Annotated in this window: 18 protein-coding genes; 10 read left to right on the forward strand and 8 right to left on the reverse strand. The window is 65.6% G+C overall.

Annotated features, from left to right (window positions below; genetic code table 11):
• Positions 1 to 25 precede the first annotated feature (25 nt).
• A complete protein-coding gene (locus ACYVKR_RS20585; protein ID WP_460482840.1) occupies positions 26 to 1,231 on the reverse strand; it encodes a thiolase in 1,206 nt (401 codons plus the stop codon).
• Positions 1,228 to 1,602, reverse strand: a complete 375-nt coding sequence (locus ACYVKR_RS20590) for a Zn-ribbon domain-containing OB-fold protein (protein WP_460482841.1) — start codon at positions 1,600 to 1,602, stop codon at positions 1,228 to 1,230. The genes ACYVKR_RS20585 and ACYVKR_RS20590 overlap by 4 nt, the downstream gene beginning before the upstream one ends.
• 297 nt (positions 1,603 to 1,899) lie before the next feature.
• On the opposite strand from ACYVKR_RS20590, the gene ACYVKR_RS20595 reads away from it, so the two are divergent.
• The 5 genes from ACYVKR_RS20595 (at position 1,900) to ACYVKR_RS20615 (ending at position 9,415) form a co-directional block, all read left to right on the forward strand.
• On the forward strand, positions 1,900 to 3,108 hold the full coding sequence (locus ACYVKR_RS20595; RefSeq protein WP_460482842.1) for an ABC transporter substrate-binding protein: 1,209 nt from the start codon (positions 1,900 to 1,902) through the stop codon (positions 3,106 to 3,108).
• Between the two features lie 11 nt (positions 3,109 to 3,119).
• Entirely contained in the window at positions 3,120 to 4,337 is a 1,218-nt protein-coding gene (locus ACYVKR_RS20600) for an ABC transporter substrate-binding protein (protein ID WP_460482843.1), read from the forward strand.
• A gap of 5 nt (positions 4,338 to 4,342) precedes the next feature.
• The gene (locus ACYVKR_RS20605; RefSeq protein ID WP_460482844.1) at positions 4,343 to 5,785 is read left to right on the forward strand and encodes an NAD-dependent succinate-semialdehyde dehydrogenase; all 1,443 of its coding nucleotides are present in this window, start codon (positions 4,343 to 4,345) and stop codon (positions 5,783 to 5,785) included.
• Positions 5,786 to 6,727: 942 nt separating this feature from the next.
• On the forward strand, positions 6,728 to 8,056 hold the full coding sequence (locus ACYVKR_RS20610; RefSeq protein WP_460482845.1) for an AAA family ATPase: 1,329 nt from the start codon (positions 6,728 to 6,730) through the stop codon (positions 8,054 to 8,056).
• 537 nt (positions 8,057 to 8,593) lie between these two features.
• Positions 8,594 to 9,415, forward strand: coding sequence for a TlpA family protein disulfide reductase (locus ACYVKR_RS20615; protein WP_460482846.1), 822 nt, complete (start codon positions 8,594 to 8,596; stop codon positions 9,413 to 9,415).
• A 121-nt stretch (positions 9,416 to 9,536) separates the two neighbouring features.
• On the opposite strand, the gene ACYVKR_RS20620 is transcribed toward ACYVKR_RS20615, so the two are convergent.
• Genes ACYVKR_RS20620 through ACYVKR_RS20645 form a run of 6 tightly spaced genes read right to left on the reverse strand, consistent with a single transcriptional unit; the run spans position 9,537 to position 16,409 of the window.
• Entirely contained in the window at positions 9,537 to 11,066 is a 1,530-nt protein-coding gene (locus ACYVKR_RS20620) for a class I adenylate-forming enzyme family protein (RefSeq protein ID WP_460482847.1), read from the reverse strand.
• 5 nt (positions 11,067 to 11,071) lie between these two features.
• On the reverse strand, positions 11,072 to 12,052 hold the full coding sequence (locus ACYVKR_RS20625; protein ID WP_460482848.1) for a Bug family tripartite tricarboxylate transporter substrate binding protein: 981 nt from the start codon (positions 12,050 to 12,052) through the stop codon (positions 11,072 to 11,074).
• A gap of 23 nt (positions 12,053 to 12,075) precedes the next feature.
• Positions 12,076 to 13,284 carry an acetyl-CoA C-acetyltransferase gene (locus ACYVKR_RS20630; RefSeq protein ID WP_460482849.1) on the reverse strand — a complete coding sequence of 403 codons (1,209 nt, stop codon included), beginning with the start codon at positions 13,282 to 13,284 and terminating at the stop codon, positions 12,076 to 12,078.
• A 33-nt stretch (positions 13,285 to 13,317) separates the two neighbouring features.
• A complete protein-coding gene (locus ACYVKR_RS20635) occupies positions 13,318 to 14,610 on the reverse strand; it encodes an acetyl-CoA hydrolase/transferase family protein (RefSeq protein ID WP_460482850.1) in 1,293 nt (430 codons plus the stop codon).
• Entirely contained in the window at positions 14,607 to 15,500 is an 894-nt protein-coding gene (locus tag ACYVKR_RS20640) for a MaoC family protein (protein ID WP_460482851.1), read from the reverse strand. The genes ACYVKR_RS20635 and ACYVKR_RS20640 overlap by 4 nt, the downstream gene beginning before the upstream one ends.
• 3 nt (positions 15,501 to 15,503) lie before the next feature.
• Positions 15,504 to 16,409 (reverse strand): SDR family NAD(P)-dependent oxidoreductase, encoded by a 906-nt coding sequence (locus ACYVKR_RS20645; RefSeq protein WP_460483192.1) that lies wholly within the window; start codon positions 16,407 to 16,409, stop codon positions 15,504 to 15,506.
• Between the two features lie 916 nt (positions 16,410 to 17,325).
• On the opposite strand from ACYVKR_RS20645, the gene ACYVKR_RS20650 reads away from it, so the two are divergent.
• The 5 genes from ACYVKR_RS20650 (at position 17,326) to ACYVKR_RS20670 (ending at position 23,189) form a co-directional block, all read left to right on the forward strand.
• A complete protein-coding gene (locus ACYVKR_RS20650; protein WP_460482852.1) occupies positions 17,326 to 18,225 on the forward strand; it encodes an HTD2 family dehydratase in 900 nt (299 codons plus the stop codon).
• A gap of 60 nt (positions 18,226 to 18,285) precedes the next feature.
• The gene (locus ACYVKR_RS20655) at positions 18,286 to 19,452 is read left to right on the forward strand and encodes an acyl-CoA dehydrogenase family protein (protein ID WP_460482853.1); all 1,167 of its coding nucleotides are present in this window, start codon (positions 18,286 to 18,288) and stop codon (positions 19,450 to 19,452) included.
• A 118-nt stretch (positions 19,453 to 19,570) separates the two neighbouring features.
• Positions 19,571 to 20,752 carry a CaiB/BaiF CoA transferase family protein gene (locus ACYVKR_RS20660; protein ID WP_460482854.1) on the forward strand — a complete coding sequence of 394 codons (1,182 nt, stop codon included), beginning with the start codon at positions 19,571 to 19,573 and terminating at the stop codon, positions 20,750 to 20,752.
• A 29-nt stretch (positions 20,753 to 20,781) separates the two neighbouring features.
• A complete protein-coding gene (locus ACYVKR_RS20665) occupies positions 20,782 to 22,149 on the forward strand; it encodes an MmgE/PrpD family protein (protein WP_460482855.1) in 1,368 nt (455 codons plus the stop codon).
• Positions 22,150 to 22,196: 47 nt separating this feature from the next.
• The gene (locus ACYVKR_RS20670; protein ID WP_460482856.1) at positions 22,197 to 23,189 is read left to right on the forward strand and encodes a type 2 periplasmic-binding domain-containing protein; all 993 of its coding nucleotides are present in this window, start codon (positions 22,197 to 22,199) and stop codon (positions 23,187 to 23,189) included.
• The last annotated feature ends 12 nt before the right edge of the window (positions 23,190 to 23,201 follow it).

Genomic DNA, 23,201 nt, shown 5'->3' on the forward strand with positions numbered 1-23,201 from the left:
GGTGTCGGTGTTTCGGTGAGAAGGATTACAGGGTGGCGGCCGTGCCCAGGATGGCCGTGGCCTGGCTGGACAGCGTGCCGCCGTTGCCGTGGGCCAGCGCCAATTGTGCGCCGGCCACCTGGCGTTCGCCGCCCTGGCCGCGCAGCTGGCGCACGGCCTCGATCAGCGCGAAGATGCCGTACATGCCCGGGTGCACGCACGAGAGGCCGCCGCCGTTGGTGTTGACCGGCAGGCTGCCGCCGGGGGCGATCGCGCCGCTGGCCACGAAGGCGCCGGCCTCGCCCTTCTTCACGAAACCCAGGTCTTCGAGGAAGAGCAGGGTGTTGATGGTGAAGGCGTCGTACAGCTCCAGCACGTCCATGTCGGCGGGTTTCAGGCCCGCCATCGCGAAGGCCTGGGCACCGGATTGGGCCGCGGCCGTCACCGTCAGCTCGGGCATGCTCGAAATCTGGCGGTTCCAGCAGGCCGTGGCATTGCCCAGCACATAGACCGGGGCCTGCGGGCCACTCTTGGCGCGGTCGGCGCGGGTCAGCACGAAGGCGCCGGCGCCGTCGGTCACCAGGCAGCAGTCGCGCACGGTGAACGGGTCGGCCACCATGCGCGACTTGAGCACATCCTCGATGGTCAGCGGGTCGCGCATGAAGGCCTCGGGGTTCTTCTGCGCCCACTGGCGTGCGGCCACGGCCACGGCGGCGAGCTGCTCGCGCGTGGTGCCGTACTGCTGCATGTGGCGCGCGGCGGCCATCGCGTAGGCGGCCACCGGCATCATCGGTTCATACGGATGCTCGAAGGGCTGCGGGTCCATGAACTTGCGCGCCGCGCCCGATTCCTTGCGGCCGAACACGGCCGAGCGCTGGGCGCTGCCGTAGCACACCAGCACGGCGTTGCACTGGCCGGCCTCCAGCGCCATGATGGACGGCAGCAGGTGCGCGATGAAGCTCGAGCCGCCCAGCATGGTGCCGTTCACGTAGCTGGGGTTGATGCCCAGGTGCTCGATCACCGGCATGGGCCACATGGTGGCGTTGACGCTGGCGGTGCACAGGCCGTCGATGTCCTGCATGGTCAGGCCGGCATCGGCCACGGCCGCGTGGGCGGCGCGCACCAGCAGGGTCATGTCGTCCATGCCCGGGGCTTCGCCGCAGCCGTAGGTGGCCACGCCGGTGATGGCGGCCTTGCCGCGCAGGGCCTGCAGGCCGGTGCTGCTGTTCGTTCGGATCTGCACCATGCTCATGCCCCCAATGCTGCCTTGAAAACCACCAGGCCCTTGCCGCCCTGCTGGATCACTTCTGCCCGGACCGCCAGGCCGATCTTCACGTCGGCGGGCGCCGTGCCTTCCACGCGGCCCATCATGCGCACGCCTTCGGCCAGGTCGACCAGCGCGACGTTGTAGTCGCCGCCGGCCTCGGCCTTGCGGCGGATCACCGTGGTGGAGTACACCGTGCCCCGGCCGGACGGCGCCTCCCAGGCGAGCTGGTCGCTGCCGCAGTGCGGGCAGATTTCGCGCGGATAGAAGATCGCCTGGCTGCAGCCTTTGCAGCGCTGGATCTGGAAGCGGCCGGCGTCCAGCTCGGCCTGGTAGTAGCTCGACATCGAAGGGGTCATGGATGGGTGGTCCTCGGAGGGCGGCGGCCGGCGGGCGCCTCAGGGCCGCCGGATGCTCGCATTTTTGATGTGAATGGCCGCCAGCATCGGGGATTTCGCGGGGCGAGGCAATTGGGCAATCGCAAAGGGGGCCTTCAGCACCATTTGATGAATGCATAGCTGGATGGGTGTGGATGCGGGTTTGTATGGCTTTGGCTCTGTCAAAGGGAGGGCTTGCCAAAAGCAAAAGCAGCCCGCAGGCAAATCCATAGCATCGGTGCCTTGCGTGGGTTCAACAAAAACTATGGAGACAAGCCAATGAAACCAGTTCAGGGTCTGTTGGGCGCCGCTGCCATGGCCGCGGCCATCGCGGCGCAGGCGCAGGGGGTGTCGGGTGACGTGGTGAAGATCGCCGTGCTCAGCGATATGTCGAGCCTGTATGCCGACACCTCGGGCAAGGGCTCGGTCGAGGCCGCGAAGATGGCGATTGCCGACTTCGGCGGCACGGTGCTCGGCAAGAAGATCGAACTCGTCTTCGCCGACCACCAGAACAAGGCCGACGTGGCCGCGACCCGGGCGCGCCAGTGGTTCGACAGCGAAGGCGTGGACATGGTCATGAACATGAACAACTCCGCCGTCGCCATCGCCGTCAACGGCCTGGCGCGCGAGCGCAACAAGATGATCATGAACACCGGCGCCGTCTCCACCGCGCTGACCAACGAGCACTGCAGCGCCACGCTGGTGCACTACACCTACGACACCTACGCCATGACCAATGCCGCCGTCACCGGCGTGCTGGCGCAGGGCAAGAAGGACTGGTTCATCATTGCGGTGGACTATGCCGCCGGCAAGGCCATGGCGGCCACCGCGACCGAGTTCGTCGAGGCCGGCGGCGGCAAGATCGCCGGCCAGGTGGCGCACCCGCTCAACGCCAGCGATTTCTCGTCGTACGTGACCCAGGCCCAGGCCTCGAAGGCGCAGGTGGTGACGCTGGCCAACGCCACCAACGACACGGTCAACACCATCAAGGCCGCGAACGACTTCGGCCTGACCAAGAACCAGATCCTGGTGCCGCAGCTGATGTTCATCAACGACATCCACGGCCTGGGTCTCAAATACGGCCAGGGCATGACCTTCGCCACCGCCTTCTACTGGGACCGCACGCCCGAGTCGCGCGCCTGGTCCAGGCGCTACTTCGAGCGCATGAAGAAGATGCCGTCGATGGTGCAGGCCGGCGACTACTCGGCCGTCATGACCTACCTGCAGGCCGTGCAGGCGGCCGGCACCGACGACGGCCCCGCCGTGGCCAAACAGCTCAAGAGCATGAAGATCAACGACGCCTTCTCGCAGAACGGCTACGTGCGCGAGGACGGCCGCATGGTGCACGACATGTACGTGGTGCAGGTCAAGAAGCCCGAGGAGTCCAAGGCCCCGTGGGACTACTACAAGGTGCTGTCCACCATCCCCGGCGACCAGGCCTTCCGCCCGCTGTCCAAGTCCACCTGTGCCCTGGTGAAGAAATCCTGAGGAGACCTGCCATGAAGTGTTTGACCTTGCTTGCCGCCGCCACTGCTAGCCTCGCCGCCGCCCTGCCCGCCCAGGCCCAGGGCATCTCCGGCGACGTGGTGAAGATCGCCGTGCTCAGCGACATGTCCGGCCCCTATGCCGACACCGCCGGCCGCGGCTCGGTCGAGGCCACGAAGCTGGCCGTAGAGGACTTCGGCGGCACGGTGGCCGGCAAGAAGATCGAGGTCGTGTTCGCCGACCACCAGGGCAAGGCCGACGTGGGATCGAGCAAGGCGCGCACCTGGTTCGACACCGACGGCGTGGACGTGGTCGTCGACCTGAACAACTCGGCCGTGGCCATGGCCGTCTACAACCTGGCCAAGGAGCGCAACAAGCTCATCCTCACCTCGGGCGGCGCCTCGGACGCGCTGACCAGCGAGGCCTGCATCCCCACCGCCATCCACTACACCTACGACACCTACGCCATGGCCAGCGGCGTGGCGCACGCGCTGCTGGCGCAGGGCAAGAAGGACTGGTACATCATGGCCGTGGACTACGCCTTCGGCAAGGCTGGCGCCGAGACCGTGACCAACATCGTCAGCAAGAACGGCGGCAAGGTCACCGGGCGCACCAACTTCCCGCTCAACGCCAGCGACTTCTCGTCCTTCGTGCTGCAGGCGCAGGAGTCGAAGGCCCCGGTCGTCACGCTGGTGAGCGCGGGCAACGACACCATCAACGCCATCAAGTCGGCCAACCAGTTCGGGCTGATGAAGAACCAGACCGTGGCGCCGCAGTTCATGTTCATCCAGGACGTGCACTCGCTGGGCCTCAAGACCGCGCAGGGCCTGACCTTCGCCACCGCCTTCTACTGGGACCGCACGCCCGAGACCCGGGCCTTCGCGCAGCGCTTCCACGAGCGCATGGGCAAGAAGACCATGCCCTCGATGGTGCATGCAGGCACATATTCGGCCGTAACCCAATACCTGAAAGCGGTGGCAGCTATCAATTCTGATGACGGCCCGGCCGTCACCAAGTACCTCAAGTCCGCCAGGCTCGAAGACTTCTTCAGCCAGAACGGCCGGGTGCGCGAGGACGGCCGCATGGTGCACGACCTCTACCTCGCCCAGGTCAAGTCGCCCGCCGAATCCAAGGGCCCGTGGGACTACTACAGGATCATCGGCACCATCCCCGGCGACAAGGCCTTCCGCCCCCTGGAAGACGGCAAGTGCCCGCTGGTGAAGAAAGGTTGAACCCCATGAGCGCATCGACTTATCCACAGCTCCAGCTCTACATCAACGGCGAATGGCTCGCCGCTGGCGGCCGCGCCACCGAGCCCGTCATCAACCCCGCCGACGAAGCCGTGCTGGGGCAACTGCCCCATGCCGGCGAGGCTGACCTGCAGGCCGCGCTGGCCGCGGCCAAGGCGGCCTTCCCCGCGTGGCGCGATGCCTCGCCGCTGGTACGCGCCGACCTATTGCGCAAGGGCGCCGCGCTGATCCGCGAGCGCGCCGACCACATCGCCCGCTGCATGACGCTGGAGCAGGGCAAGCCGCTGCGCGAGGCCCGCGCCGAGGTGCTGGCCGCCGCCGACACCTACGAGTGGTATGCCGAGGAAGGCCGGCGCAACTACGGCCGCATCGTGCCCGGCAAGACGCCCACGCAGCGCATCTCGGTGCTGCACGAGCCCGTGGGCGTGTGCGCAGCCTTCGCGCCGTGGAACTTCCCGTCCATCACCCCCGCACGCAAGATCGCCGGCGCGCTGGCCGCGGGCTGCACGCTCATCCTCAAGCCCGCCGAGGAAACCCCGGCCACCGGCCAGGAGCTGGTGCGCGCGCTGCACGACGCCGGCCTGCCCGCCGGCGTGCTCAACATGGTGTTCGGCGTGCCCGCCGAGGTCTCGGGCTACCTGCTCGACCGGCCCGAGGTGGCCAAGTTCTCGTTCACCGGATCGACCGCCGTCGGCAAGCTGCTGGCCTCGCACGCCGCCAAGAGCATGAAGCGCGCCACGCTGGAGCTGGGCGGCCACGCACCGGTCATCGTCTGGTCCGATGCCGACGTGGACCGCGCCGCCGACATGCTGGTCGCCGGCAAGTACCGCAACGCCGGCCAGGTCTGCATCGCGCCCACGCGCTTCTACGTGCATGCCAGCCGCTTCGATGCCTTCGTGCAGGCCTTCGTCGAACGGGTGGAAAAGCTCAGGGTCGGCAACGGCCTCGACGAATCCAGCCACATGGGCCCGCTGGCCAACCCGCGCCGCATCGCCGCGCTCACGCGCCTGATCGCCGACGCCAAGGAGCGCGGCGCCACGCTGCACACCGGCGGCCGGCCCATCGCCGGCCCCGGCTACTTCTGGGAGCCCACGGTGCTGAGCAAGGTGCCCGAGGACGCCGCGCTGATGAACGAGGAGCCCTTCGGCCCCGTGGCCCTCATCAACCCGGTGCAGAGCCTGGACGAGGCCATCGCCCGCGCCAACCGCCTGCCCTACGGCCTGGCGGCCTACGCCTTCACCCAGGACAGCGCTGTGCGCCAGCGCCTCGCCAAGGGCGTGGAAAGCGGCATGCTCGGCATCAACAGCCTGAACATCTCCATGCCCGAGGCGCCGTTCGGCGGCGTCAAGGAAAGCGGCTGGGGCTCGGAGTGCGGGCTGGAGGGGCTGCAGGCGTATTGCAATGTGAAGCTGGTGAGTGAGGATCAGTAGGGATTGCTATTGAAAGAAGAGCTGCTGGCAATTGTTTGTTGGGCGTTTCAATATGAAATAGGGTTGAAATGCTTGATTGGTAAGCGCTGGCAGCTCTTTTTTTTGAATGTCTTTTAGTCAATGCGCCGTTTCTACTGCTCGCTGGCGTGTATTACTGCTAAGTCCTGAAGACCGTCTACATCGTTTTCGCTGACGTCTCTAGCACCGTGAGGCAACGTGCTCAAAGCCGTGGCATTTCAGTGAATTGGCAGAAGCTCTTCTGCTGCTAGCGCGGGACGGCTATTCGCACGCCACATTGTTGTAGAGTGCCCGCCCTGCGGGGGAACTTCAACCGTCTTCCTGCCCTTTGCTTAGTTACCTACGACTGCTAAATGCGAGCCAGCATGGGGTTAGTGAGCGGCTTGAGGTGCGATGGGAAATTAGGGAATATTTGCCAGATAGAGTTCTCCTGGTGCTGAGGAATTTGTGAAAATCGAAGCTGAATTCGCCCCCCGATTAAAACAATGACCCTCGCCAAATGATATTCATCTCTAGGATAGGTCGATTGCTGATTGTTTTTTTGAGACTATCTACTAGGCATGGCTTCTGAAATCACCTTGAAATACTCTGCTTTCTAATCATTCAGCCATTGTTCTGCAGACTGAATGTGGCAACCCTCGGATATGCTCATGATCTTGGCTTATACACGAGAAGAAATTCGCAACTATGCATCGCCTCTGCTTGTCCTCTTGCTATGCTGACGGCGCGTTGCTGGCGCAGCAATTCTGTGTATGCTAGAGTAAAACAAATACGGTTCGTATGCAATCGTCTGCGGTGGTGAATTAGCGGATCTCTCAGTTGGGACGGATAGGGTAACTTATGATTGCAAAAAGATTCTTGGTTACGCTATTATCGGGTGAAATCTTCTGAACCTCTTCGAAGAGGTGATTACTACGAGGATATATGGCTGAAATATCGATTAAAAATTTCTCATGTGTAAAGCTGGCCAATATTGAGCTCAAGCGATTAAATGTAATTATTGGCCCACAGGGGGCGGGGAAAAGTGTAACGACAAAGTTGCTATATTTTTTCTCTGATATTAATCAGGATGCAATAAGATGCGCTGAAGATGGATTTTCTTATTCCGAATACAAAAAACGTATAGAAAAAAATTTTGCCATTTGGTTTCCACCTTCTGCATGGGGTGGGGAACGTTTTCTAATTAATTATGTTGATAAAAATTTAACAGTAAGGGTGATGCGAAGAACGGCAGGCGGGCAGCCTGTTGATGAGGTTACTGTTAAGTTCTCCAGTGATTTTGAAGATGCATATAACGCTGCGGTCAAGGTATTTGCGGAGTATAAGAGAAAAGATTTTGAGAAAACTAAAGCAACAGATGCCTCATTTACGCATGATAGCTTGGAAATGGCGTGGAGAACTCGGCGTGAGGTGTGGCTGAAATTTCGTAAGGCGTTGGGGGGTGATATTATCTCTTCGCAGACTTTTATTCCTGCGGGGAGAGCTTTTTTCACAAGTATTGGTCGATTGGTTGCTGGTATCGAACACGCAGGAAATTTGGATCCAGCGACTTTGCGATTTGCAAAAATCTTTGCTAACTGGCGTGATCAGCTTGATACGTACTTCTCTCATATAGGAGGGATGGAGGATTATCGTAGAAATCGAAATAAGATAATGAGGCAGCTCTTTGGTGGGGTGGTGCTGGCTAAACGAGATTCTGAGTATATTGAAATGTCAGATGGTCGAGTAGTACCGTTTTCGTCACTTTCAAGTGGCCAGCAAGAGTTGCTGCCTATTTGGTACTTTCTGGATAATTTGATGCTCCAGGATTCGATGGCTTTTTATCGATCAAGAAAGAATTCGAGTGAGCGTGAGCGGCAGCTAATCTACATTGAAGAGCCGGAGGCTCATCTTTTTCCAGAGGCACAAAGTATGCTTTTGGATATTTTGGTGGAAGTCGTTTTGAGACAAGAAACAGGGCGAAGTTTAATTATTACGACCCATAGTCCATATATCATGTCTAAATTAAATGTGTTGCTAAAGGCGGGGCAGATTTCTAGGCGTAAGAAGAAAAATAAAGAATTGGGCGAAATTGTTGAGAGATCAAGGTGGTTGCAAATGAATGATGTGGCTGCTTTAAAAATAGAAAATGGTGTCGTTGGATCTATTATAAATGAGTCGGAAGAATTAATTGATGCGGTATTTTTGGATGAAATTTCCAATATTACTGCTGGACAATTTTCTGATCTTCTGGATTTGGAGGAGACTATTTGAGATGTGTGATGAAAATAAATGTGTTGAAAATATTAGACATGCTAGAGTAAAGGTTGAGGAGTTCGGGAAGAAAGCAATATTTCTTAATCCTGAAAAAAATCTTTATAAAAAGGGTAGAATTGACAAATGTCTTATTAAAGAGGGGGTTCGTGCAGATTTTTTGTCTCTGGCGAGGGAAAATTTGTTTTTGTGGAATTAAAGGGGAAGGACCTGACTCATGCATGCGAGCAATTATTTACGGCGGCAAAACATGAAAAAATCCGTCCTTATTTGAATGGGAAGTTGGGATTTTTAATAATTTGCTCTCGATTTCCAGCGCATGACACCTCAGTTCAGTTGGCAATGGTCAAGGCAAAAAAACAATTCGGCGCTAAATTTCATGTTTTTAATAGAGAAAGAGACGTGATGATGTCGATGTTCTAATGACTGCATTTGTAGCCAGGAGACAATGGAATTGCTGCAAGGCCGTGCGAGGCCATTTGTGTCGTGGACTTCTTCCGCCGCCCCCTTTCCCTTTTCCTGAGAGAAAGAACATGCATGAGCGCTAGTCTGCAGATCGGTCCGTTTGCCTTGCCCTGGGCTTTGCTGGTGTTGTTGGTGGCCTGGGTGCTGGCCGATCTGGTGCTGGTGCGCTGGGCGCGCAAGCGGGAGATAGCCGTTGCGCCGCATGCCTGGCTGCTGCCGGTGCTGGCGCTGGTGGCGGCGCGGCTGGGGTTTGTGGCGCGGTATGCGGATGAGTACCTGGCGCAGCCGCTGTCGATCTTCAATATCCGCGATGGCGGCTGGGAGCCGTGGGCGGCGCTGGCGGTGGCGCTGGTCTACCTGTGGTGGCTGTGGCTGCGCAAAAAGCCGGCGTTCCAGCCGCTGGCGGGCGCAGCGGCGCTGTTTGCCGCCGTGTGGCTGGGCGGGCTGGGGCTGGTGAACAGCTTCTCGGCCAGCGCGCGTTCGCTGCCGCAGCTGTCGCTGGTGGCGCTCGATGCGAAGACGCACACGCTGGACCAGTTCAAGGGCAAGCCGGTGGTCATCAACCTGTGGGCCAGCTGGTGCACGCCCTGCGTGCGCGAGATGCCGGCGCTGCGCGAGGCGCAGCAGCGCCATCCGCAGGCGCAGTTCCTGTGGATCAACCAGCAGGAAAAGCCCGAGGTGGCCCTGCAGGCGGCGCGCGGCTTTGGACTGCCCGAGGCGCAGGTGCTGCTCGATCCGCGCAATGCGATGAGCGAGGTCGCCGGCAGCCGGGCCCTGCCCACCACCTTGTTCTACGACGCGCAGGGCCAGCTGCAGGGCGTGCGCGTGGGCGAGCTGTCGGTGGCCAGCCTGGGCGATTTCATGCAAAAAATAATGCCAGCGCCCACCCGGTGAGCGCTGGCAGCTATGGTTTTTGTGATGAATAGTGGGCGCCGCAGGCCCTCACCCTGCGCTGACCCTCACCCCAACCCTCTCCCTGAGAGAGAGGGAGCAATACCGGTGGCGGGCTATGGGCCTACTCGGCTTCCAGCCGCTGCTGCAGCTCGCGCTTCATCACCTTGCCGTTGGCGTTGACCGGCAGCTCGGCGATGGCGATGATGCGCGCCGGCCGCTTGTAGGGCGCCAGGTGCTCGCGCAGGTGGGCCTTGAGCGCGGCCTCGTCGATGGTGGCGCCGGGCGTGTGCACCACGAAGGCGATCACGGCCTCGTTGCCGTCGGCCTCCTTCTGGCCCACGACCGCGCAGCGCTGGATGCCCGGAAAGCTGCCCAGCGCGTGCTCGACCTCGCTGGGGTAGACGTTGAAGCCCGAGCGGATGATCATTTCCTTGAGCCGGCCCACGACGAAGAGCGCGCCGTCGGCATGCAGCTCGCCCAGGTCGCCGGTGGCGTACCAGCCGCCCCCACTGTCACCGTTACGCAGCGCAGCCGCGGTGGACTCGGGATCGCGGAAATAGCCCGGCATCAGGCCGGTGCCGCGCACCCAGATCTCGCCGCGCTCGCCGGTGGGCTGCGTGGCGCCGGTGCTCGGGTCCACGATCTTCAGCTCGGCGCCTTCGATCACGTAGCCGGCGCTGGTATCGGTGCGGCTCTCGCCCAGGCGCGTCAGGTGCAGCGAGCCGGCGTATTCCGACATCGCGTAGCCGTGGTGCAGGGTCTGGCCGAAGAGCTGTTCGACCTTGCGCTTGAGCACGAGGTCGAGCGGGCCTGCGCCGGTGTACAGGTAGCGCAGCGCGGGCGTGGCGGGCTGGGTGATGCCGTGCTGTTCGCAGTGCTGCAGCAGGCGCGCAAACAGCGTGGGCGGGCCCTGCAGCTGGGTGATGCCCAGGTGCTCCAGCGCGTGCAGCGCATCGGCGGGTTCGAACTGGCTGCGCATCTCCAGCGCGGCGCCGGCGTGCAGCGACGCAAGCAGCACCGTGCCCAGGCCGAAGATGTGCGTCATCGGCGCGAAGGCGTAGGACTTGTCGGCGGGGCCGAGCTGGCGCGATTCGGCCGACACGCGGGCGAAATGCAGCACGCCGCGGTGGCTCATCATCACGCCCTTGGGCGCGCCGGTGGTGCCCGAGGTGAAGATGATGGCGGCCACGGATTTGCTTTCATTTCCGTGTTTTGGATCGGGCTCGGTGCGGGCCTCGGCAAACACCGGGCTGCGCAGCAGGCCGCCCACGCACGAGGGCCGCGCCGCGTAGCGCTCGGCATGCTGGGCCGCGGCGCTCGACACCGTGTTGGTGAAGTAGATGATGCGCGCGTCGGCCTTGTCGGCAAAGGCCTTGACCTCGCCGGGCGCCATGCGGGCGTTGACGCCGCACGACCACGCGCCCACGCGGCTCGCGGCCAGCAGCAGCGCCGCGTGCTCGGGGCAGTTCTCGGCCACCACCATCACGCGGTCGCCGGGGCGCACGCCGTCGGCGCGCAGCTCCTGCTCCAGCGCATCGACCAGCCGGCCCAGGTCGGCATAGCTCAGCGTGCGGCCGGGCAGGTGGATGAAGGGCCGCTCGGGCGCCTCGGCCAGCCAGCGGTCCAGCAGTTCGTGGATGCGTTCAGCCATGGGCGTCAGTCCACCTCGATGCCTTGGGTCACGGTGGACCACATGGCGCGTTCCTTGGCGGCGCGGTCGGCCAGCAGCTGCGGGGCGCCGGTCCAGTCGTCGTAGCCCAGGTCCACCAGCTTCTTCTTCAGCTCGGGCTGGGCCAGCGCGGCGTTGATGGCCTTGTTGAGCTTGGCGGCCAGCTCCGGCACCATGCCCTTGGGGCCGTACACGCCGTACCAGCCGCCCACGTCGAAGCCCTGCAGGCCGTCGATCTTCGATTCGGCAAACGTGGGCACGTTTGGCAGCGAGGCGTTGCGCTTGGGCGAGGTCACGGCGATGGCGCGCACCTTGCCGCTGTTGATGTAGGTGCTGGCGGTGCTGATGATGTCGAGCATCATGTTGATCTGGCCGCCGATCACGTCGGTCATCGCGGGGGCGTTGCCCTTGTAGGGCACGTGGTTCATCTCGATGCCCGCGCGCTTGGCGAACAGCAGCGCGCCCAGGTGGTTGGAGCCGCCCACGCCGGCCGAGGCATAGGCCAGCTTGCCGGGGTGCGCCTTGGCGTAGTTCACCAGCTCCTGCGTGGTCTTGTACGGCTCGTCGTTGTTGACCACGAGCACGTTGTAGTAGCTCAGGATGGGGGCGACGGGCGTCAGGTCCTTGGCGGGGTCGAACTGCATCTTGCGCATCACGTTGGGCGTGATGGTGATGGTGGGGCTGGCGGCGAACCACAGCGTCAGGCCGTCGGCCTTGGCGCGGCTCACCTCGTTGCCGGCCAGCGTGGCGTTGGCGCCGGGCTTGTTCTCCACGATCACGGACTGGTTCAGCTCCTTGCCCAGGGCCACCGAGAGCAGGCGCGCGGCCTGGTCCACGGGGCCGCCGGCCGAATAGCCCACCAGCAGGCGCATGGGCGCGCCGCCCTGGGCCTGGGCCAGGCCGCACAGGGCCAGGGCCGCGGCCGCGAGGCCGGTGCGGCAGAGGATGCGGCGAGAGAGCTTGCGCATATCGGTCTCCTGTGGCTTGTTTATCAGTAACGCTCGAACACGGCTGCAATGCCCTGGCCGCCGCCGATGCACATGGTCTCCAGGCCGTAGCGGCCCTTGCGGCGATCCAGCTCGTGCAGCAGCGTCGCCAGGATGCGCACGCCGGTGGCGCCGATGGGATGGCCCAGCGAGATGCCCGAGCCGTTGACGTTGAGCTTGTGCTCGATGGCGTCGCGGTCGTTCCACTCCCAGCCCTTGAGCACGGCCAGCGCCTGGCAGGCGAAGGCTTCGTTCAGCTCGACCAGGTCCATGTCCTCGACCTTGAGCTTGAGGCGCGCCATCAGCTTCTTGACGGCGGGCACCGGGCCGATGCCCATGTGCGAGGGCTCGCAGCCGGCCGCGGCCCAGCCCACCAGCGCGCCCATGGGCGTGAGGTTCAGCTCGGCCAGCTTGTCCTCGGCCACGATCAGGCAGGCGGCGCTGGCGTCGTTCTGCTGGCTGGCGTTGCCGGCCGTCACGGTGCCGCCCTTCATCAGCGCGCGCAGCTTGCCCAGGGATTCGAGCGTGGCGTCCTCGCGGTAGCCTTCGTCGCGGGTGAAGAGCTTGGGGTCGCCCTTCTTCTGCGGCACCGACACCGCCACGGTCTCGGCATCGAACTTGCCCGCGGCCCAGGCGGCGGCGGCGCGCTGGTGGCTGCGCAGCGCGAAGGCGTCGGCCTCCTCGCGGGTGATGCCGTAGTCGCGCGCCAGGTTCTCGGCCGTCTCGATCATGCCCGAGATGGCGCCGAAGCGGCTCACCGGCTGCGAGCGCTCGCGGCCGCGGTCCAGGCGGTCGAACATCGTCACGTTGCCGGCGCGCTTGCCCCAGCGCAGGTCGGTGGTGTAGTACTCGATGTTGCTCATGCTCTCGACGCCGCCGGCGATCACCACGTCGGCCGCGCCGCTTTGCACCATCATCGCGGCGGTGGCAATCGCCTGCAGGCCGCCGCCGCAGCGGCGGTCGAGCTGCATGCCGGGCACTTCGACCGGCAGGCCGGCCTGCAGCGCGGCCCAGCGGCCCACGCAGGGCGTCTCGCTGCTGGCATACGACTGGGCGAACACCACGTCGTCGATGCGGGCGGGGTCGATGCCGCTCTTCTCGACCACGGCGCGCACCGTGATGGCGGCCAGCTCCTCGACCGGCACGGGGCGCAGGCTGCCGCCGTAGGTGCCGACGGGCGTGCGAAGGGGGGTGACGATGGCGGCTCGGCGCATGGGGGGTCTCCTAGGGGAAAGAGGATTCGGGAATCAGGAAGGAAAAGCGGCGCCTTGCTGGCGCAACAGGGCGTGGGCCTGGCGCTCCAGCTCGGCGCGGTGTTCGGGCGCGGCGATGGCTATCATGCGGCGCACGCGCTGCGACAGCGTCTGGCCGCGCAGGTCGGCCACGCCGTGTTCGGTGACGATCAGGCCCGCGTCGGAGCGCGGCGTGCTCACCGGGCCCGAGAGCTGGGCGACGATGCGGGTCGCGCCCTTGGCGGTGGCGGGCAGCGCCACGATGGGCAGGCCGCCCTTGCTGCGCGCGGCGCCGCGCAGGAAGTCCACCGCGCCGCCCACGGCACCCATGTAGGTGCCGGCGGCGACTTCGGCGTTCACCTGGCCGGTGAGGTCCACCTCGATGGCGGAGTTGAGCGCGACCAGCTTGTGACTGGCCGCGAGCATGTCGGGGTCGTGGGTGTAGTCGGTGCCGCGCAGCGCGAAGCCTGGGTTGCGGTGCGCCCAGCGGCGCACCTGCTCGCTGCCCATCAGCACGCCGCCGATGCCCACGCCGGTATCCACCGTCTTGCGGGCATTGGTGAGCGCGCCGGCCTCGGCCAGCTGCGCTATGCCGTCGCCCACGGCGCCGCTGTGCAGGCCCAGGTCGCGGTGGCTGCGCAGCGCGGCCAGCACGGCCTCGGGCAGGTTGCCCACGCCCACCTGCAGCGTGGCGCCGTCTTCGACCATCGCGGCGATGTGGCTGGCAATGGTCTGTTCCGCCAGGCCGGGCGCGGAGCGCGCCTGCGACAAGGGCGGGTGCTCGGCGTCGACCAGCAGCGCAAAGTCCTCGGCCCGCAGGTAGACGCTGCCATGCGTCCACGGCACGTCGGGGTTGACCTCGCCGATGACGACGCGCGCCCGCTCGATGGCGGCGGGCAGGTATTCGTGCACGGTAGCGAGGCTGTAGCGGCCCTGCTCGTCGGGCGGCGAGACCTGCAGCATCACCACATCGGCGGGCAGCACGCCCGCGCGGATCAGCCCGGGCAGGTGCGAGTAGTGGCTGGGCACGATGTCCAGCACGCCGGCCTGGGCCAGCTTGCGGTGTGCGCCGCCGCCCGAGTAGCCGAAGAAGTCGAACACGTCGGCCTGTTCGGGCTTGAGGGTGTCCGACGCGGCGATGCCGACAAAGGCGCGCAGCCGCCCGCCCTGCGCGAGCGCATGGCGGTGCTCCACCAGTGCGCGCGTGAGGGTGAGCGGCTCGGCCGTGGCCTGGCCCCACCAGAAGGTGTCGCCAGGGCGCACAAGTGCTTGCAGTTGTGCCTGCAGCTGGGACGGCAGATCGCTCATGCCAGTTCGACGAAGCCGTGGCTCAGCACCAGCTTGTCGCGTTCGACCACGCGGGCGCGCAGCTGCAGCTGGTGGGGCTGGCCGGGCACACGCCAGATCTGCGTCTCCAGCGTCTCGCCGGGGAACACCGGCGAGGTGAAGCGCACATCAAAGGCCTTGAGCCGCGACGGATCGCTGCCGGCGCACTGGCGCAGCACCGCATAGGCGGCGAGGCCGTAGGTGGCCAGGCCGTGCAGGATGGGACGCTCGAAGCCGGCGGCCTGCGCGACGGCGGGGTCGGCATGCAGCGGGTTGGTGTCGCCCATCTGGCGGTACAGCAACGCGGCCTCGGGGCGGATGGCTTGCGTGTCGGTGAAGTCGGGGGCGCGGTCCTCGGGCGTGGGCTGCAGCGCGGGCAGGGGCTCGTCGCTGGGCTGGCCGCCGTTCAGTTGGCTGTAGCCGCCGTCGCCGCGCAAAAAGACCACCTGCTGCAGCGTGGCCAGCAGCTCGCCGCCGCTGGTCTCGACGCGGCGCTCGTTCACCATGATGGCGCCCTTGCCAGCGCCTTTGTCGGTGATGCGCTCGATCCGGTTCAGACCCACGATGTCGGCGCTGGCCGGCAGCGGGCGGTGGATGCGCATGCGCTGCTCGCCGTGCAGCAGCTTGACCCAGTCGATGCCGGTGTCGGGCTCCTTGGCCCAGAACCCGGGAAAGCCCAGCACCACGGCCAGCGTGGGCAGGGTGCGCAGGCCGCCTTGCGCGCCTTCGTAGACGAAGGGCAGCGCGGCGGCGTCGAGCGGGTCATTGCCCAGGCCCAGGCTGAGCGCGTACAGCATGGTGTCGCGCTCGCTGTAGTGCTGGCGCACCGGTGCGAAGGGGCGCTGCTTCAGGTGCTGGTAGTCGATCGCCATGGCTTAGATCGGGTCCCAGGAGAACACGTCGCCCGAGCGCTCCAGCGGCACGAACGAGCGCTTGAGCGCGGGCATGGCGTGCTCGGCCACGGCCTCGGGCGTCCAGCCCTCGCCGCGGTGCACTGAGCGCAGGGGGCGCGGCTGGCTCATCAGGAAGATCTCGTTGTTGCGCACGGTGAAGACCTGGGCGTTCACGTCGTTGGCCTGGTCGGACAGCAGGTACACGGCCAGCGGGGCGATCTTGTTGGGCGTCATCTGCTGGATCTTGGCCACGCGCGCCTGCTGCTCGGGCGTGTCGGTGGGGATCGAGCCGATCATGCGGCTCCAGGCGAACGGGGCGATGCAGTTCGAGCGCACGTTGAACTTGGCCATGTCGAGCGCGATGCTCTTGGACAGGGCCGTCAGCGCCAGCTTGGCGGCGCTGTAGTTGGCCTGGCCCAGGTTGCCGATCAGGCCCGAGGTGGAGGTCATGTGCACCAGGGCGCCGCTGTTCTGCTCCTTGAAGTGGTTGGCGGCGGCGCGGCTCATGTAGTAGCTGCCGTACAGGTGGACCTTGATCACGGCGTCCCACTCGTCCAGGCTCATCTTGTGGAAGAAGCGGTCGCGCAGGATGCCGGCGTTGTTGATGACGCCGTCGATGCGGCCGAAGGTGTCCACGGCGGAGTTGACGATGCGCTCGGCGCTGGCGGCGTCCGACACGCTGTCGGTGTTGGCCGCGGCCTGGCCGCCGGCGGCCTTGATCTCCTCGACCACCTTCTGGGCGGGGCCGGCATCCGAGCCTTCGCCGGTGGTGGAGGTGCCGATGTCGTTGACCACGACCTTGGCGCCCTGCGCCGCGCAGGCCAGGGCCAGGTCACGGCCGATGCCGCCGCCTGCGCCGGTCACTACAACTACTTTGCCTTCAAGCATCTTGCTCATGGATGTGTCCTTGGAAATGTGGGGGAGTGTGTTTCAGGGAATCCCGCAAGGATGCCGCCGGAGGCTGCGCTTGCCAATTAGGGATTGGCAAGGATGGTGTTTGGGAACATGGAAGCGGGGGCTTCAGGGGCTTGGATGGAGGCCTCGGGTTGCTATCTTTTTTAAGGGTGGAGGCCGGGGTTTCGCCCCGGCGGGCGACCTACTTTTCTTGCGCGCGCAAGAAAAGTAGGCAAAAGAAGCGCGCCCTGCTGTCCGTGACCCCAGCGCCTGCAGGCGCTGGGGCAACCTGCGATGCGCGGGCGCGGGGCCTGCCGCTTAACTCGACTCCGCGCGCCAAGGCGCGCTCCGCTCGGACAGAAGCGGCAAGTCAGACCACGAAGCATGCGCGCTCCGACGCGCATGCGGCCCCGCGCCCTGTGCTTCTCGGCACGGACAGAAGGGAAGGACACAGCCACACGGGCCATCGCTTCGCTCGGCAGTCCATTGGGGCCGAGCGTAGCGATGGCCCGACCAGTCTCCCCACCCCCTTCTGCCTGCGCCTGTGGCGTGGCGTTTGCGGGGTGGGCATGCGCGTCGGAGCGCGCATGCTTCGTGAACTGACTCGCCGCGGTTGTCCGAACGGAGCGCCTTCGGCGCGAAGAGAGTTCTGCGGCGCACCCCGCAAACGTCACGCCGCAGGTTGCCCCAACGCAAGGCGTTGGGGTCGCAGACAGTCGGGGCGTTTTCTTTGCCTACTTTCTTGTACGCACAAGAAAGTAGGTCGCCTGCCGGGGCGAGACCCGGCCTCTGTCCTAGGAAAAGCCCGCAGTCTGCAGTTTCTCAACAGCAGCTGCCTTCACGGCGGCCAAAGGAGCCGTTTCAATTTCCCGGATTGCGTGGCCCGGCATTGCCTGCGAGCATGCCGACCATGCAATCCAATACCTCCACTCCCGTGACCTCGCTGACGCCCGAGCAGGTGGCACACCTGCAGTCGTGGATCGGCAAGTCCGAGTCGCTGGGCGACCTGGTTTCCGCCCATGCCGTGGGCGGGATGTCCGCCACGCTGGACCGCGACGACGACCTGCTGCCCGCGGCCGGCACCGAGCTGCCACCGCTGTGGCACTGGATGAACTTTGCCCATGTGGTGCGCCAGGGCCAGCTCGGCGCCGATGGCCATCCGGCGCGCGGCGGCTTCCTGCCGCCGGTGCCGCTGCCGCGCCGCATGTGGGCCGGCAGCCGCGTGCAGTGGAACCCCGAGAACCCGCTGCGCGTGGGCGAGGCGGTGCAGCGCACTTCGCGCATCCTGTCGGTGGATCACAAGAAGGGCCGCTCGGGCGAGCTGCTGTTCGTGCAGGTGCGGCACGAGTCGGGCAATGCGCGCGGCGTGTCCATCACCGAGGAGCAGGACATCGTCTACCGCGCTGCGGCCCAGCCGGGCGAGCCCGCGCCCCAGCCCACGGCGGCCGAGCAGAACGCCGCGTGGAAGCGCGATATCACGCCCGATCCGGTGATGCTGTTCCGCTACTCGGCGCTCACCTTCAACGGCCACCGCATCCACTATGACCGCAGCTACGTCACGCAGGAGGAGGGCTACCCCGGCCTCGTCGTGCACGGCCCGCTGATCGCCACGCTGCTGATCGACCTGCTGCGCCGCAATGCGCCGGGCGCGGTGGTGACGGATTTCTCCTTCAAGGCGGTGCGCCCCACCTACGACCGGCACCCGTTCACGGTGCTCGGCCAGCCGGAGGGCGACGGCAAGACCATCCGCCTCTGGGCGCACGACCACGAAGGCTGGCTCACCATGCAGGCCACGGCTAAGGTGCTCTGAAAACAATAGCTATTGGCGCTTGCTGCATAAGCGCCAGCCACCCATTCTTCTGAAAAAACCATGATCGAACAAACCAGCTCCAACAACTACCCCGAGATCCGCGACGCCATCCGCGCGCTGTGCGCCGAGTTTCCCGACGAGTACTTCCGCAAGGTGGACGAGCAGCGCGCCTATCCCGAGGCCTTTGTCAACGCGCTCACCAAGGCGGGCTGGATGGCCGCGCTGATCCCGCAGGAGTACGGCGGCTCGGGCCTGGGCCTGACCGAGGCCAGCGTCATCATGGAAGAGATCAACCGTGCGGGCGGCAACTCGGGCGCCTGCCACGGCCAGATGTACAACATGGGCACGCTGCTGCGCCACGGCTCCGAGGCACAGAAGCAGAAGTACCTGCCCAAGATCGCCTCGGGCGAATGGCGCCTGCAGTCCATGGGCGTGACCGAGCCGACCACCGGCACCGACACCACCAAGATCAAGACCAGCGCCGTCAAGAAGGACGGCCGCTACGTGGTCAATGGCCAGAAGGTCTGGATCAGCCGCGTGCAGCACAGCGACTGGATGATCCTGCTGGCGCGCACCACGCCGCTGGCCGACGTGAAGAAGAAGAGCGAAGGCATGTCCATCTTCATGGTGGACCTGGCCGAGGCACAGAAGAAGGGCCTCACCGTGCGCCCCATCCCCAACATGGTCAACCACGAGACCAACGAACTGTTCTTCGAGGACCTGGAGATCCCCGAGGAGAACCTGATCGGCGAGGAGGGCAAGGGCTTCAAGTACATCCTCGACGGCCTGAACGCCGAGCGCACGCTGATCGCCGCCGAGTGCATCGGCGACGGCTACTGGTTCCTCGACCGTGTGACCAGCTACGTGCGCGACCGCCAGGTCTTCGGCCGCCCCATTGGCCAGAACCAGGGCGTGCAATTCCCCATCGCCGACGCCTACATCGAGGTCGAGGCCGCCAACCTGATGCGCTGGAAGGCCTGCGAGCTGTTCGACAAGCACGAGCCCATGGGCGCCCAGGCCAACATGGCCAAGTACCTGGCGGCCAAGGCGAGCTGGGAGGCGGCCAACGCCTGCCTGCAGTTCCACGGCGGCTTCGGCTTCGCCTGCGAATACGACATCGAGCGCAAGTTCCGCGAGACGCGCCTGTACCAGGTGGCGCCCATCTCCACCAACCTGATCTATTCGTTCGTCGCCGAGCACGTGCTGGGCCTGCCGCGCTCCTTCTAAAAAGTGAGCTGTTGGCACTCGGTATGCAAGGATTTCAGATGGTTTTCGCATTGAAATCATTTGCAGATGAGCGCCAGCAGCTATGGCTTTTGATAACCACTGACCGAGAGGAATGCCCATGACCCGACCCCTGGACGGCCTGACCATCGTCTCGCTGGAGCACGCGGTGGCGGCGCCCTTCTGCACGCGGCAGCTGGCCGACCTGGGCGCGCGCGTCATCAAGGTCGAGCGCCCGGGCAGCGGCGACTTCGCCCGCGGCTACGACGGCCGGGTGCGGGGCCAGTCCTCGCACTTCACCTGGCTCAACCGCAACAAGGAAAGCCTGGCGCTGGACCTGAAGAACCCGGTGGCGCTCAAGGCCCTCAAGCAGCTGCTGGCGGGCGCCGACGTGCTGGTGCAGAACCTCGCGCCCGGCGCCGCCGCGCGCATGGGGCTGTCGTACGAGGCGCTCAAGGAGCTGAACCCGCGCCTCATCGTCTGCGACATCAGCGGCTACGGCGCCGACGGCCCATACCGCGACAAGAAGGCCTACGACCTGCTGATCCAGAGCGAGGCGGGTTTCCTCTCCGTCACCGGCACGCCCGAGACGCCGAGCAAATCCGGCATCTCGGTGGCCGACATCGCCGCAGGCATGTACGCGTACAGCAACATCCTGTCGGCGCTGCTCTTGCGCGGCAAGACCGGCGCGGGCAGCCACATCGATGTGTCCATGCTCGAAGCCATGGGCGAGTGGATGAACTACCCGCTGTACTACGCCTTCGACGGCGCGCCGCCGCCGCCGCGCACCGGCGCCTCGCACGCCAGCATCTACCCCTACGGCCCTTTCCAGGCCGGCGATGGCGGCACCGTCATGCTCGGCCTGCAGAACGAGCGCGAGTGGAAGGCCTTCTGCGACCAGGTGCTGATGGTGCCGGCGTTGGCCGGCGACCCGCGCTTCGACAGCAACGCCAAGCGCAACGAGAACCGCGAGGAACTGCAGGACGAGATCCTGCGCATCTTCGCCAGCCTGAGCGCCGCGCAGGTGGTGCGCCGGCTGGACGAAGCCGGCATCGCCAACGCCCGCGTCAACGACATGGCCGGGCTGTGGGAGCACCCGCAGCTGCAGGCCCGCAACCGCTGGCGCAACGTGGCCACGCCCGTGGGCGAGGTGCCCGCGCTGCTGCCGCCGGGCGTGAACAGCGCCTACGACTACCGCATGGACGCGGTGCCCGCCGTGGGCGAGCACACGCGCGCCATCCTCGCCGACCTGGGCCTGTCCGCCGCCGAGCTGGCGCAGATCGACAAGCCCTCCGACTTCTGAGAACCCCCATGACCGCGAGAGAGCCCTTCATGAACGCAACCGCCACCACCGCCGCCGCCCAGCTCGCCCGCTTCGCGGCCGAGCTGCAGTTCAGCGACATCCCCGAGCCGGTGCTGCAAAAGACCGAGGACCTGTGGATCGACTGGTTCGGCTCCGCCGTGGCCGGCCACAATGCGCGGCCGGTGCAGTGCATCACGCGCTTCGCGCTGGCCATGGGCCCGCAGGACGGCCCCAGCGAGGTGATCGGCGACACCCGCACCACCAGCCCCTATGCGGCGGCCATGGCCAACGCGGCCGCGTCGCACGTGGTGGAGCAGGACGACGTGCACAACGGCTCGGTCTTCCACCCGGCCACCGTGGTGTTCTCGCCGGCGGTGGCCGTGGCGCAGGCGCTGGGCGCCAGCGGCCGCGACCTGCTCACCGCCGTGGTCGCAGGCTACGAGGTCGGCATCCGCGTCGGCGAATTCCTCGGCCGCTCGCACTACCGCATCTTCCACACCACCGGCACGGCCGGTACGCTGGCGGCGGCCGCCGCCGTGGGCCGCCTGCTGGGGCTGGATGCGGCGCAGATGCTGCACGCCTTCGGCTCGGCCGGCACGCAGTCGGCCGGCCTGTGGGAGTTTCTGCGCACCGCCGCCGACAGCAAGCAGCTGCACACCGCCCACGCCGCTGGCGCGGGCCTGATGGCGGCCTATTTGGCGAAAGACGGCTTTACCGGCGCGGCCGACATCTTCTGCGGTCCGCAGGGCCTGGCGGCGGGCATGTCCACCGACGCCAACCCGGCCAAGCTGACGGACGGTCTGGGCACCCGCTGGGCCACGGCCGAGACCTCGTTCAAGTGGCATGCCTCGTGCCGCCACACGCACCCGGCGGCCGATGCGCTGCTGCAGGTGATGCAGCTGAACCAGCTGCAGGCCGGCGACATCGCCCAGGTGGTCACCCACGTGCACCAGGGCGCGATCGACGTGCTGGGCCCCGTGGTCGACCCGAGCACGGTGCACCAGAGCAAGTTCTCGATGGGCACGGTGCTGGCGCTGGCCGCGCGCCATGGCTTTGCCGGCCTGACCGAGTTCGACAACGACTTCCGCGCCGAGGCCACGATGGCGCTGCGCGACAAGGTCAGCATGGAGCTGGACCCCGAGGTGGACGGCGCCTACCCCCAGCGCTGGATCGGCAAGGTCACCGTCACCACCAACGACGGCCGCGTCTTCAAGGGCCGCGTGGACGAGCCCAAGGGCGACCCGGGCAACACGCTGAGCCGCGCCGAGCTGACCGACAAGGCGCTGCGCCTGGGTGCATTCAGTAACGCCGTCGCCGCCGAGCGCATGGAAAAATCGGTGGCCGCGGCCTGGCAGGTGCGCGACTGGCCGCGTGTAGGCACGCTGCTGGCCCGCTGAGCCCGCGGCCCGGCATTCCGAGACAAGAACCACCAAGGAGACAAGACATGCAAAAACGCTGGCATCGCCTGGGCGCCGCCCTGTTCGCGGGGCTGTCCGCCCTGGGCCTGCACCTGAATGCTCCCGCCGAGACCTGGCCCGCCAAGCCGGTCACGCTGGTGGTTCCGTACTCTGCCGGCGGCCCGACCGACGTGGTGGCGCGCCTGCTGGCCGTGCCCATGGGCCAGTCGCTGGGGCAGACGGTGATCGTCGAGAACACCGTGGGCGCGGGCGGCACGCTGGCGCCGGCGCGCATCGTGCGCTCCAAGCCCGACGGCTACACCATCCTGATCCACCACATGGGCATGGCCACCGCGCCCGCGCTGTACAAGAAGCTGCCCTACGACCCGCTCAAGGACTTCGAGTACATCGGCCAGGTGCTCGACGTGCCCATGACCCTGCTGTCGCGCAAGGACTTCCCGCCGAACACGCTGCCCGAGCTGCTCGACTACCTCAAGCAGCACCAGGAGAAGGTGTCGATGGCCCATGCCGGCACCGGCGCCGTGTCGCAGCTGTGCAGCCTGCTGTTCATGCACCAGGTGGGCGTCAAGCTCACCACCGTGCCCTACAAGGGCGCGGGCCCGGCGATGAACGACCTGATGGGCGGCCAGGTCGACCTGCTGTGCGACCAGACCACGCAGACCGTGCCGGTGATCCAGGATGGCAAGCGCGTCAAGGTCTTCGGTGTGACCACGCCCAAGCGTCTGTCCACGCTGCCCGACGTGCCCACGCTCGACGAGCAGGGCCTCAAGGGCTTCGACGTGAAGGTCTGGCACGGCATGTACGCGCCCAAGGGCACGCCGCCCGAGGTGATCGCCAAACTCAACCAGGCGCTGCTCGCGGCGCTGAAGGACGAGACGGTGAAAAAGCGCATCGCCGAACTCAGCTCCGACCTCGCCACGCCCGACAAGGCCACGCCCGCCTCGCTGAAGCAGCAGCTCGCCACCGAGGTGCAGCGCTGGGGCAAGGTGATGCGCGAGGCGCATGTCGAGCAGCAGTAGTTTCTAGCCATC

It is taken from the genome of Comamonas humi (assembly GCF_054782535.1).